At 36.4% G+C, this 12,877-nt stretch carries 12 protein-coding genes; 4 read left to right on the forward strand and 8 right to left on the reverse strand.

The window, feature by feature from the left end:
- Positions 1-6 precede the first annotated feature (6 nt).
- The 8 genes from WH267_RS06025 to hflX form a co-directional block, all read right to left on the reverse strand.
- The gene (locus tag WH267_RS06025; RefSeq protein ID WP_340006517.1) at positions 7-345 is read right to left on the reverse strand and encodes a DUF6122 family protein; all 339 of its coding nucleotides are present in this window, start codon (positions 343-345) and stop codon (positions 7-9) included.
- A gap of 19 nt (positions 346-364) precedes the next feature.
- Complete coding sequence (locus WH267_RS06030; protein WP_340006519.1) at positions 365-1,603, reverse strand: hypothetical protein; 1,239 nt, start codon at positions 1,601-1,603, stop codon at positions 365-367.
- Positions 1,604-3,535: a hypothetical protein gene (locus tag WH267_RS06035; RefSeq protein ID WP_340006520.1), complete on the reverse strand. Its 1,932-nt coding sequence runs from the start codon at positions 3,533-3,535 to the stop codon at positions 1,604-1,606.
- A 95-nt stretch (positions 3,536-3,630) separates the two neighbouring features.
- A complete protein-coding gene (locus WH267_RS06040; RefSeq protein ID WP_340006522.1) occupies positions 3,631-4,299 on the reverse strand; it encodes a hypothetical protein in 669 nt (222 codons plus the stop codon).
- Between the two features lie 108 nt (positions 4,300-4,407).
- Complete coding sequence (locus WH267_RS06045) at positions 4,408-5,130, reverse strand: DNA alkylation repair protein (protein WP_115968379.1); 723 nt, start codon at positions 5,128-5,130, stop codon at positions 4,408-4,410.
- A gap of 21 nt (positions 5,131-5,151) precedes the next feature.
- Positions 5,152-6,438, reverse strand: coding sequence for a cation:proton antiporter (locus WH267_RS06050; protein WP_115968380.1), 1,287 nt, complete (start codon positions 6,436-6,438; stop codon positions 5,152-5,154).
- Positions 6,439-6,461: 23 nt separating this feature from the next.
- Positions 6,462-7,091 carry a DUF4919 domain-containing protein gene (locus WH267_RS06055; RefSeq protein ID WP_123320353.1) on the reverse strand — a complete coding sequence of 210 codons (630 nt, stop codon included), beginning with the start codon at positions 7,089-7,091 and terminating at the stop codon, positions 6,462-6,464.
- Positions 7,091-8,314 (reverse strand): GTPase HflX, encoded by a 1,224-nt coding sequence (hflX, locus tag WH267_RS06060; RefSeq protein ID WP_340006528.1) that lies wholly within the window; start codon positions 8,312-8,314, stop codon positions 7,091-7,093. Before hflX ends, WH267_RS06055 begins: the two co-directional genes overlap by 1 nt.
- Before the next feature lie 195 nt (positions 8,315-8,509).
- On the opposite strand from hflX, the gene WH267_RS06065 reads away from it, so the two are divergent.
- The 4 genes from WH267_RS06065 to WH267_RS06080 all read left to right on the forward strand — a co-directional run bounded on the left by WH267_RS06065 (position 8,510) and on the right by WH267_RS06080 (position 12,828).
- Positions 8,510-9,217 carry a LytR/AlgR family response regulator transcription factor gene (locus tag WH267_RS06065; RefSeq protein ID WP_340006530.1) on the forward strand — a complete coding sequence of 236 codons (708 nt, stop codon included), beginning with the start codon at positions 8,510-8,512 and terminating at the stop codon, positions 9,215-9,217.
- A 159-nt stretch (positions 9,218-9,376) separates the two neighbouring features.
- Complete coding sequence (locus WH267_RS06070) at positions 9,377-9,856, forward strand: T9SS type A sorting domain-containing protein (RefSeq protein WP_340006532.1); 480 nt, start codon at positions 9,377-9,379, stop codon at positions 9,854-9,856.
- Positions 9,857-9,861: 5 nt separating this feature from the next.
- Positions 9,862-12,411 carry a beta strand repeat-containing protein gene (locus WH267_RS06075; RefSeq protein ID WP_340006534.1) on the forward strand — a complete coding sequence of 850 codons (2,550 nt, stop codon included), beginning with the start codon at positions 9,862-9,864 and terminating at the stop codon, positions 12,409-12,411.
- 6 nt (positions 12,412-12,417) lie between these two features.
- The gene (locus WH267_RS06080) at positions 12,418-12,828 is read left to right on the forward strand and encodes a hypothetical protein (RefSeq protein ID WP_340006537.1); all 411 of its coding nucleotides are present in this window, start codon (positions 12,418-12,420) and stop codon (positions 12,826-12,828) included.
- Positions 12,829-12,877 lie beyond the last annotated feature (49 nt).

A 12,877-nucleotide genomic window follows, 5' to 3' on the forward strand; every position in this document is an offset into this window, starting at 1 on the left:
AATATTTTAATGAGGCCAGAAGTTAAAGTCCTGATAATCTGTCAACATATGAAGCAACAACCCAATGGCAACAATTCTGACATTTCCTTTAAAAAATAACAGCAAAAAATACAACGCAATGGCATAATAAGAATGTAAAAAATGAAAACCGATGCTTTCTCTTGATGGGTCAAAAATAGGATTCGCAAAAAGATGGTCCAGATCTACCAGCATTGTAGCCAACAAAATAAGATATACTTTCTTCCAGTTTTTAGGATAAAATACCAGTGCTATAAAGACAGGAAACACTAGATGTAAAAAATAATGTGTACACGTTTTGAGCAAAGCAATTTCTGATGGAGCCATTAATGGATATATTTATCATTTACCACCGTAAAATTAAGGGTAAATCTCCTTTTTTCGCTTTTATTTTTACCCAATAATCCTTTGATTTATTCCCATACAGCACATAATCAATATCAGAAATGATTTTTTTCTCTTTGTTACTCAGTGTTTTTAAAGAAGAATACAACAGCATACTGTTTCTGAGTATGATATAGTTTTCTTGTAATTGAGGTGATGGTAATACAGATTTTCGGGTCGATTTTATAAAAACACCTTCACTATTTTGGCTAATTTTATTAGGTTGAAAAGGAATTTGAGTGAATTGGTTTTCTCCATTAATCCATTTTTTAGATTGGAAATATCCCCATGCTCTTTCAGGATCCTTACTTTGAATTTCAATACTATAATTAGGTTGTATAATCTTTTGAAAGGTCTTTTTTTCAACTTCATTAAAGTTGTCATCATATTCATAACTGATGATGGTATCATTGACCTGTTCGAGATTTGCAGTAGCTTTAAAAGAAGTAGCCTGTAAAGAATCTGCTATCCATTTATCCAAAAAATATGAGAATTTTCTGAGGTTCTTCTGGTCTAATTCCATTTCCAGAAAGTTGTTTCCTTTCTGAAGTTTTGAAGAAATTGAATTAAAAACTTCCTGATTTGAATTATTTTTGATTTCAATTTCGTCATCAAGTAATTCAATAGAAAAATTTTGAGTTTTCTGTCCTGAGATAAAAGAAAGGCTTCCCAATGTATTTTGAATAAACTGATCTGCATTCCAGACAGGAGCTGTAGAAGTATGGAAAAGTTGTTTTTGAACAGTTTCAAAAGCAAGCTCAGAAGTTCCTGCAATGCAATGATCTCCTTTTATCATCAAGAAAACCTGATCCTTCTGAAAGCGGCTATTTCCTTTATCTGCAAACTTCTGTTTCTTTAAAAAAACAATGAATTTTTGAGGATCTTTAAGTTCTAAAATGCTATACCATTCTGAGAACTTAGTATCTTTAATATGGAATACCTGCAAAAAATCCGGAATTCTGATTCCTGAATCTTTGAATGAAGAGGAACTTTTACTTTTCGTATCGCTTCCGGACCAGCTTGAAGGGTGTGTGGCTAGACTGAAGAGGTATTGTCCCATTAGTTTCTTACTATCAATTAAAATAACTGCATCTGCGTTCTCCGGAATATATCTGAGGGTTTTATCTTTATGAAAAACCACAAAATATACCGCAACAGCGAATAATAAAAGTAACGGGACAATAATCTTCTTCTTTTTCATCTATAAGATTTGAGGCTGCTTTTCTGTTTCTTTTGTTTTAAAAACCTGGTCGAATACATCAAAGAAATACATCAAGCTGTTCTCTGAAGTATCTTTAATATTATAATTCATTTCAGTCTGGATGCTTTCTCCTTTTACTTCAGTTTTATAATACAGTTCCCCTACATTTTTTTTGATGGCATCTAACGCTTTTCTTTCTTTAGGGCTTTTGAATTCTTTATCTAAACCGGTTAAAAGCTTCTGAATATCGAGCCTTCCGGATAAAGGATATTTAGCGGAATCTTTTGCCCATTTTCTGGAAATATCAGATTGGTTTACCGGTAGGATATTGTCTGCAGAGCTCATCAGATATACCACTCCATCTTTTACAGTAAAGAATAACTGATCAATATATCCTCCGTCTTTTTCTTGTTTAAAAGTGTATAGGTTTCCTTTTTTAGAGAATCTTTTAGACAGTTTTTTATTGGTAGTCAGTAAATCAAAAATACGTTTCCAATAGCCCTCGTTCTCTGTTGCAAAAGCGAAAGTAAAGTTAGGAACAGCAATATCTTTGGTTTTCTTTACTTCCTTTTCATTGAAATCAGCATCGTATTCGTAATCTGTGTATTCTACTTTTTTGGATTTTAATTCATTCAAAACAAAAATTCCGTTTCCTGGAGCAATTTTGGTAATGGCTTCTTCATCGAGAATAATTTTCATGGTTTCCATGATGAGCTCCATTTCTTTTTTGTAATCATTTTCTCCGGAATTCTGAAGAAGGCTGTACATCATGTCGAAACATTTTGCTCCATTTACATTCATCGCATAATAGCCAACGCTTTTTTCATTGATAAGTTCCAGCAGTTTTTTGTTTTTCTTTCCTTTATAGATCGCTGAAATATTCTTTTGAATGTCTGTATTTTTGTGCTGATAATTGTTAACCAATCTTACTTTATCTTTATCAAAATACAGGTTGTAGGAATAGTTAGAATTATACATATTTTTGAAAAGCTGTCCATAGGCATAATACTTTGTCATCTTGCCATAGATTCCTTCATTTACAATTCTGCCGTAGTCTGTATAAACAAAAACATCGGAATTGGCATCTCTGAATGACAGCATTTCTTTAGGAACTTCAATGTCTAAATTTGAACTGAAGTATTGGTCAAACCTGTCTTCTGCGTTCTTCTGAACAACTTTGAATTCTTCTCTGCGGATAGAATCCTGTTCTTTCTTGTAGGCTTTTTCATACTCTTCATCACCTTCTTCCGGCATTTCTCCCTCGTATTCAGGATTCTCTGCATTTTCTTTTTCTGCAGGATATTTGTGATGTTTTTGCAGGTATTTGATCTCTTTCTGAATTCTTGCAATCTCGTTGTTATTATCTTTAATGCTTTCTTTCAGATACTTAATATCTTCCTTCAGACTTTTGATTTCATCTTTATAGTTGAAAGGCTTTTCCGGTTCATCAGCATAAGCATCTACTGCAACAGCAGCTGAATCAGCAACGGCAACAGCTGTACTATCTGTAACAGCCTCTTCAGTCCAAAGATCTTTATATGGTTTGGTATAACTGATCAGGCTTAGAACTGCACGGCTTCCATTCCAGGCTACAAAAATATCATCATCAATATCTACATAAGAATAGTTTTTTCTGTTGAAAACTTCCTGCCCTTTTTTCTTCATAGAATTAACAAACTGCTGGAACTTTTCTTTATTATCAATGATAAAATGGGTATTGTAGGTCTTTATGGAGTCATTAAAGCTTGCATAATGATACTGAACAGCATCGTATTTGATTCCTGTTTTGGAATAGTCTGTCCATGTTGGTTTTTCTTTACTTTTTTTGCTAAGTTCATGTAACAAAGGATTCAGCTTATCCCAATTGATTTTATTATTAAGCTGCTTTCCGTTGACTTCCATATAGAATACGGCATCAGACGGTATTTTCATACTATTTTGGGCAAAAACCAATGTAAAGCCAAAGAGTACGAGAATAATTTTTTGTATTTTTAATAAGATAGATTTCATGACTATAGTTTAGAAATTTATTGAAAAAGAATTGTGTTTTGTATTTGTTTTTTCTGAAGGATAAGATCCAGAATGTCAGCTTCCAGTTTAAGTGCTTTTTTATTTGGAGACAGCACATAAGAGCTGTTTGTTTGTGATTTTACAGCGTTTTCAAACTGCATGATTGAAGTATATCGTGCATCATTAAAGACTTCCTTATCCGCTTTACTCATCTTATCGTAATCTTCTTTGAAGGTATTGACTTTGTTTCTTGTCAATGTCTTTTTCTCAAGATTATGGCTGTAGACTTGTGTGGGAATCATTTTACCCAATATTTTCTGAGCTTTCAGCTTTTCGAGGCCTGCATTAATGTTTTCAATTTTTTTGAAATTACAGCTCAGTTTAATGATATAATTATCTAAATCAATTGATGTTTTTACATTGCTGATTCCAGGAGTTCCTTTAAAAATTTTTGCAGCTTCATTGATCTTGCTTTCAATTTCAGCTTTTTTTGGAACTTTTTTCCCATTGATGGTTTCCATTTTAGAGATGGATGCCAGTCTTGTTTTACTCTTACTACCGTTAAGAATAATGGTATATTCTCCTGTACCATCACCTTTTATATTCACTTTATCAAGAATATCGAAACAGCTTGTCAGGAATAACAAAGGGGTAAATAGAAGAAATAATTTAAGAAAATTTTTCATGATTGGGTTTAAAAACCACAAAATTACTCAATTCTGGCCTTAAACCCTTACAACCTTTGGCTTTTTGTATATAATATAGCTGTTTTCCGCTACTTCTGGGTTTATTTTTTAAATACGCCCTTTCAGATAATCCTGACGGAGATCTTCGTCCAGCTTTTCAATGGCATAACGAAGACAGGTTCTCGGCATTTCTTTATAATACTGATTCAGATAGCCAAGCAGCTCCTGTTCGTTCTTATTTCCCATTTCACGCAGCAGCCAGCCATTGGCTTTATGCATCAGGTCATGGGAATGTTTCAGGTTTCTGGTTACAAATTCTTTTGTAAGATCATAAGAGCCTTTTTTGATGTAATGCATGGTTCCTACAACAGCAATTCTTTTATGCCACATCTCCTCTGCTTCCGAAAGATCCCTCAACAGGTTTTCCTTCTTGTTTTCATAAGCATATCTGCCCAGAATTTTATAACAACTGGAGTCTACCAGATCCCAATTATTAACATAGGGCAGATGATTAAGATAAAATACTATGATTTCATCTTTTACCGCTTTATCTTTTGTTTTTTCAAACTTTGAGATCAGCATAAAAAGAGCTGTCAGCCGATGTTCATGATATCCTGAAGAAAGTATTTCACTGAGTTCTTTTAAACTGATTTTTGAATAGTACTCCTTAGCTACAGTCCTCTGATCCGGAACCTTCACACCCAGAAAAAGATCTCCCTCACCATATTCTCCTTTTCCCGTTTTGAAAAACCTTGGAAAGAATTCAGCTTTTTCAGGAATGGATAAAACTGCCAGAGCTTCCTGTATTTCTTTAACGACACCAGTACTCATTACTATCTAATTTTTAAAAAACTAAACTTTATCCTCTAAAGCACTATTTTCCTGCTCCTCTTCTTCTTTTACAATCTGATTAGGATTAGCCACTTTCGCGATGGTAAGCCCCTGAACAATGATAGAGAATACCACTACACAGTACGTAATACTTAAGATGGTTTCACTATACTCACTTTTAGGAATAGACATCGCCAATGCAATGGAAACACCACCACGAATTCCTCCCCAAACCAATACTTTCACTGTTTGTGGGCTAAAACTTCTTCTCAGAGAAGTAAACTTGGTGGGGCCCCAAATGGAAATAAATCTAGCAAACAACACTACAAAAATTGCCAGTAAACCTGGAATCATAAAATGCTTCAGATCTTTAATCATTAAAAGCTCAAATCCGATAAAAAGGAATAATACGGCATTCAGAATTTCGTCAATAAGCTCCCAGAATTTAATTAAGTAATCCTGAGTAACGGATTTCATTTTAAAATTCATATTAAAGTTCCCCATAAATAACCCTGCGGCTACCATCGTTAATGGTCCTGAAATATGCATCTGTCTTGCAATAAGATAACCTCCCATCACCACAGAAAGTGTTACCAGTACGGAAATAATATAATCATCTACTTCACGCATCAGTCTTGAAGTAATCCAACCTAACAGAACTCCCAATAAAAGACCTCCACCTGCTTCATGAAGCAATAGGAGTCCAATACTTTCCACTCCAAGATCTACTTCTTTTCCAACGGCAAGCTGTAATACTACTGTAAAGACCACAACGGCCATACCATCATTGAAAAGAGATTCCCCCGCAACCTTTGTTTCCAGTGATTTGGAAACTTTAGCCTGCTTCAGGACACTCAGAACGGCCACAGGATCGGTAGGTGAAATCAGGGCTCCAAAAACAAGACAATAAATAAACGGAAGCTGAACACCTACATACGGAAGTAAATAGAACATCCCAAAACCTACTACAAATGTGGAAATTACGACTCCCACAGTAGAAAATATCAGTACGGGCCTGAATTGTTCTTTAAGATCATTTATATTAATGTGAATTCCCCCTGCAAAAAGAAGGAAATTAAGCATGGCCCCCATCAGAATTTCTGTAAAGTCAATGCTTTCCATCAAATTGTTAAGGTGCCCGAAAGTTCTTGGAAGTATCGCTTCTCCGAATAATACCAGGAAAATGGAAACCACAATGGCAATCACCATGATCCCGATGGTACTTGGAAGTTTTAAAAATCTGTAATTAAGATAGGCGAATATGGATGCTAATACGATTAATGCTGAAAATGAATAATATAATTCCACTAAATGTTCTTTTTAAAATTAATTTATAAGTCTAAGTAAAGGACCTTGATGTATATTTTCTGACCACCTTTTTCCCAGATATCAAACATTCCGTCCTTCGAAGGCTTGGATCCTCTTGTATAATCATTTCCTATATTCAGAATATTCAGCAAAATGTACTCATCTCCCACCGAATTTACGAGGTAAGCAGTTTTCTCAGACTTTCCGTCCCCTGAACTCTTGATTCCCTCTGCCAATGCACGAAACTGGCTTAGATGGTGCATAAAATTGTTTCCATCTTTTATAGAATCATACGCTCTGAGCAGAATTAGCAGAATGTCCAGATTGGTAGGATCTTTATCATACAGAACCTTTCCCTGCTTGATACATTCCTCAAAATTGTTTTGCTTAAAAGCTTCCGCCAGACTTTTAAATCCTTCATCTGAAGTACTTATTTTACTATCTCTAAAGCTCCTTCCATAGTAAAGATACTGCGCTTCTATACTATCCAGAGACTTCGGATATCCTTTGTATTTAAAAATAAGTTTCTCGTAATTGTACGGAGAATCAGAACTTTTAAGACTTTTTTCAATGGCTTTAAAATCTACTTTTGATTTCTGGCCGAACCCAAAAACCGAAAACAGAATGAATAATAGGAAAAAATGATATTTCATTAATTGTTGTTTTCTTCCTCTTCGTCATCAAAGTACTCGAAAAGGAAATCATTATATGGGAATCTGGAAATATGAATCTTCATTACCTCATCATAGATCATTTTTTTCATTTCCGGGAAGTTTTCCTTCGTTAAAGCAGAAATGAAAACCGTTGGGTGCTTTGATTTGGCCATCCAAGTTTTTTTCCATTCTTCAAGGGAAACATTCTTTTTTGAACCAGGGGTCAAATCATCATCATCTTTTTTCTCATAGCTAAAGCCATCAATTTTATTGAATACCATAATCATCGGTTTCTGATGGGCATTGATATCCATTAATATCTGATTAACAGAGTCGATGTGATCTTCAAAACTTTCGTGAGAAATATCAACCACATGAATCAAAAGATCTGCTTCACGAACCTCATCCAGAGTAGATTTAAACGATTCTACCAGCTGAGTAGGCAATTTTCTGATAAAACCTACAGTATCTGTAAGTAAAAACGGAAGATTTCCGATTACAACTTTCCGCACCGTGGTATCCAGTGTTGCAAACAATTTATTTTCAGCAAAGACCTCAGATTTTGAGATAGAATTCATCAAGGTAGATTTTCCAACGTTTGTGTATCCTACCAAAGCTGCACGCACTACTTTTCCACGATTGTTACGCTGAGTAGCCATTTGCTTATCAATGATTTTCAGTTTATCCTTCAATAAAGTAATTCTGTCACGGATAATACGACGGTCAGTTTCAATTTCCGTTTCCCCGGGTCCTCTCATCCCGATACCTCCCTTCTGACGCTCCAGGTGAGTCCACATTCTGGTCAATCGAGGCAAAAGATATTGATATTGGGCTAATTCAACCTGGGTCCTTGCATAAGAAGTCTGTGCTCTTTGTGCAAAAATATCGAGAATAAGATTGGTACGGTCTAAGATTTTTACCTCCATTTCTCTTTCCAGATTTTTAAGCTGTGAAGGAGAAAGTTCATCGTCAAAAATTACTGTTCCTATTTCATTTTCCTTTACATATTCTTTTATTTCGAGTGCTTTTCCGCTTCCAATAAAGGTTTTGGAGTCAGGCTGTGTTAATTTTTGGGTAAAACGTTTTTGTACGGTTGCCCCCGCTGTGAAAGCCAAAAACTCCAGTTCATCCATATATTCCACCAGTTTTTCTTCATCCTGATTTTGGGTAATAATGCCCACCAGGACTGCTTTCTCATAATTATGTTCTTTCTTTTCTAACATTAAAGTTCTGTCTATGTTTATGATTTTTACAAGATAATATTTTTCAGAAAAAAAACAAAATCAATTTTTAGTTAATAACATTTTTTAATATAAATTTAAGACCAACCCTTTATTCTTTTATAAAAAATCAATAACTTTATATAATAATTTTCTGATTTTTAAACTTTTAACTTAAAAATTAATTTCCAGAAGATCATGATTACCCATATTAGATGTATGATTATTGATGATGATGAACTGGACAGGCTGGTTCTTCAGCATTATATTAAACAGTACGAGAATATAGAGATTGTCGCATCATTTGATTCGGCTGAAAAAGCAATTCCTTACCTCGAACTTCCTATTGATCTTCTGATCACTGAAACCAATTTAAAAGGGATGAGCGGCCTGGAATTCCGCAAATTAGCCCATAGAATTCCTGCCTGTATCTTTGTGAGCTCCCATCCGGAACTTGCTGCCTGTGCTTTTGAGCTTAATACCCTGGACTTTATCACCAAACCTCTCACTTCAGAACGTTTCCATTATTCTATGCAGAGACTTTTCGAGTTTTTCAAGGTAAAGAATAAATGTGAATGCTATGATGTTATGCTGGGGCACGATTTTATTAAAATCAAGGAAAGCGGAAACATTTTTCAGATCAGAAAAGCAGATATTCTTTATCTGGAGGCGCTCAAAGATTACACCCGAATCATCACTCTTGAAAAAAAACACTGTATTCTTGATTCTTTAGGTAACCTTTTACATAAAAGTTTTTTTGATTCTTTTGTCAGAATACACAGGAGCTATGCTGTACCCAAACACCTCATCCGTGGAAAGAGCTGTCATGAAATAGAACTCATCCATCGCATCAAACTTCCCATCGGTAGAGCTTATAAAAATAATCTGTCTTTCTTTGAACCTTAGAAAGCTGTTAAACATCAACCATAATTCACAAAACGCCATTGGTCGATTATTTCTGCCGTTAGTCTATTTTTCGGTGATCAGGTCATGATAGGTAGTAATTTAGTCTTCCCAAATTTCTTATGGAACAACTTGAATTCATAACCTTAAAAACTGTTATCCATGAAAAAAAAATCTATTTATTGCCTCTTACTGCTTGCCATCTCCCTCTCATACCTGAAAGCCCAGTCAGCCATTCTTCCTACCGGAACGGATATTTCAGGAGGCAACGGTTCTGTTTCCTACAGTATTGGTCTGGCAGCCTACCTCTATAAAGGAGCTGGAGATCAAATTACGGAAGGTGTTCAACAGCCTTATGAGATTGTAGCACTTGCCACTCATGAAGCATTATCAACAAACCTGGAAGGTATTTTACTTTACCCAAATCCTTTTAAAGATTATCTGTATCTGGACTTTACGACCCATAATTTTAAAGATGCAGAATACCAGCTATTCGATGCACAAGGAAAATTAATCCGAAAAAATGTGATCTTACAGTCAAAATCTGAGCTCAATTTCTCCGATATCCCTTCTGCCATGTATATCATCAGAATTAATCTGCATGGAGAAAATCTAAAAACTTTTAAAATAATCAAAAAATAATCACCATGAAAAAAATATTATTACTGTTCTGGATTCTGTCCGGTCTCTTTATGGGACTGTCACAGGTTCCTGAAAAAATGAGTTATCAGGCTGTCGTAAGAAACGGATCAGGACAGCTATTGAGCAATCAGGGAATTGCTATTAAAGTAAGTGTATTACAGGGATCACCTGCAGGTACTCTGGTTTATTCTGAACGGCTTACCGGTAATACCAACGCCAATGGACTAATCACTATGGAAATAGGAACCGGAACTGTTCTCTCAGGAACATTTGCTACTATCGACTGGCCTTCAGGAAGCTATTATTTAAAAACAGAAACTGATCCTTCGGGTGGAACAAACTATACCATAGCAGGAACCAGCCAGTTACTGAGTGTTCCGTATGCCATGTATGCAAAATCAGCCGGAGGCGGTGGTGGTAGCTTCACTATCCCTTATACAAACACCGTAAATAATGCAGGAACTCTATTTTCGCTAACAAATGATGGAGACGGAACTTCCTTAGAAGGTAATAATAACACAACCACATCCAATATTGCTGCAGTAAGAGGGATTGTTACCAGTGCAGCTCCAGGAGGATTCTCATCTGCAGTACGAGGAATTAATAATGGAACAGGAGGACTTGGTATAGGAGCATACGGAAGCCATGCCGGAAGCGGATGGGGAGTATACGGTACAACTCCTAATGGATTGGGTGTATATGGAAATGCAACAGCTAATGGAACAGGTGTATACGCCAACAGTAATGCAGGAACTGGTCTTACAGCCACTAGTAATAATGGAATCCCGGCAAGTATATCTATCTTCAATAATGCTAATAATAATAATGCTCTCAGTGTTTCTACTGTAGGAAACGGAACTGCTGTTAATGTTACCACTAGTGGAAATGGGGCTGGGGTAAAAAGTGCTACAGGAGCAGGTTTTGCTATTCATGGGATCACTACAGCTCAATCATCCGCAGGGGTTCTAGGAAGTAACACAGGAAACGGAGAAGCAGTTGTTGGACTTACAACCAGTGATATTGCTGGAGCTGTAGTAGGCCGTAATGATGGTGGTGGATATGGGGTAAGAGGATTTGTTGCAACCAATACAACAGGAACAGGTATAGGTGTCTATGGGCAAGTAGGTATCAATAACAGTACCGGACGTGCAGGTAGATTTGAAAATTTTAACCAAACCAATACAACAGGTAATACTTTTGAAGTACAAAGTAATGGTAACGGAAATATTCCTGATAACACCCAAGGTAATGCAGCTTCTTTTGTACTCGATAATAACAATAGTGTAGGCGCTGCTGTAAGAGGAGAGGTAAACACTATTTTTGGAAACTTCGGGGCTGCTGCAGTTTTTGGAGTTTCATCCGGAACCGGAGGACGTGCTGGTTTATTCTACGCATCAAATCCCGCAGGAAACGGAGCTTCACTTATTGCTTTAACTGATGGAAACGGAAATGCCATTACTGCTAATGCAGGTAAAGACGGAAACGGTGTAGAAACCAATATTGACGGAGCCGGAAATGCTCTCTATGCTTGGGTCCCAACTTTTTCTACCGGAAGAGCCGGAAGGTTTGAAATTTTCAATGATGCTAACACCAGTGATGTCATAACAGTAAAAACGGTTGGAAATGGTATTGCAGGGAATTTCAAAGTAGACAGGACTACCGGAACATCTGCTGCTGTAAAAGGTGAAGTGAACTCACAGTTTGCGAATTTCGGAACAGCCGGTATATATGGAATTTCTTCAGGAACCGGTGGCTATGCCGGCTTATTTCATGCATCAAATGTGGCTGGAAATGGCCCTTCGGTACTAGCTTTAACAGATGGAAACGGAAATGCTATCACTGCCAATGCAGGTGGAAATGGAGATGGTATTGAGGCTTCTTGTGACGGACCTGGTAATGCGATCTCTGGTTTTATCCCCAACTTTGGTACTGGTAAGGCAGGTAGATTTGCCAACTTCAACAGTGCTAATGGCCAAGCAGTGGTTCATATAACTACTAACGGTACAGGCTCTACTCTACTTATCAACCATCAGGGGCCATCGGGTAATATTGCCACCTATCAAAATGCCTCAGTCAATGTAGCCCGTATCAATAAAGCAGGAACAGGTTACTTTAATGGTGGGACACAGAATAGCGGCGCAGACGTGGCAGAAGCATTTGATGTAGAAGGAACTATTTCTGAATATGAACCTGGTGATATATTGGTTATTTCCACGAACTCTGACAGAACGGTAGAAAAATCTTCAGCTCCTTATTCCAATCTTGTTGCCGGAGTATATGCCACCAAACCTGGGGTACTTTTAACAGAAGAACATATTGATACTGATATTTCCAATAAAGTTCCAATGGGCGTTATTGGAGTTATCCCTACCAAAGTATGTCTTGAAAACGGAAAAATAAAAAGAGGTGATCTTTTGGTAACCTCATCCAAAAAAGGTATCGCTATGAAAGCAAATCCTAAAAAGGTAAAAATAGGCCAGGTTATAGGAAAAGCTCTTCAGGATTATGACCAAAAAGGGATTGGAAAAATTCAAGTATTAGTCAACATAAAATAAACCATTATGAAAACAGCATATATCATCCCATTATTATTCTTAAGCACTATTATTTACGCTCAGGAAAATAAGCAAACCTCTTCTGGGGAAGATCAGACACAGGCTTTGAAACAGATTAAGGAACAGGAGTCAAAACTGATGCAGGAGGCCAAAGAAAATACAGAAAAGCAAACGGCTCATACAGGACTTACTTCAGATCATGGACTGGAGGTGAAAAAACAGGAACAAAAGCCTAAAGCTTCTCATGACTCAGGAAAGACTCTTCCCAATACAGCAACACTCGAAGAAATAAAAAGAACTATTCCCAACAGACAGGCATCTCACAACTCCATCAATTCTAGGAACACAAAAACAATTATCGGGCTACCCAACACAGCAACTTTGGAAGAAATAAAAAAAACTATTCCTAAAAACTAGTAACCCTCTTAAAACTAATAGCCCACAAAAACTGATAACCAAACTAGAT

The organism is Chryseobacterium sp. MYb328 (genome assembly GCF_037572595.1).
GTDB lineage: Bacteria > Bacteroidota > Bacteroidia > Flavobacteriales > Weeksellaceae > Chryseobacterium > Chryseobacterium pennae.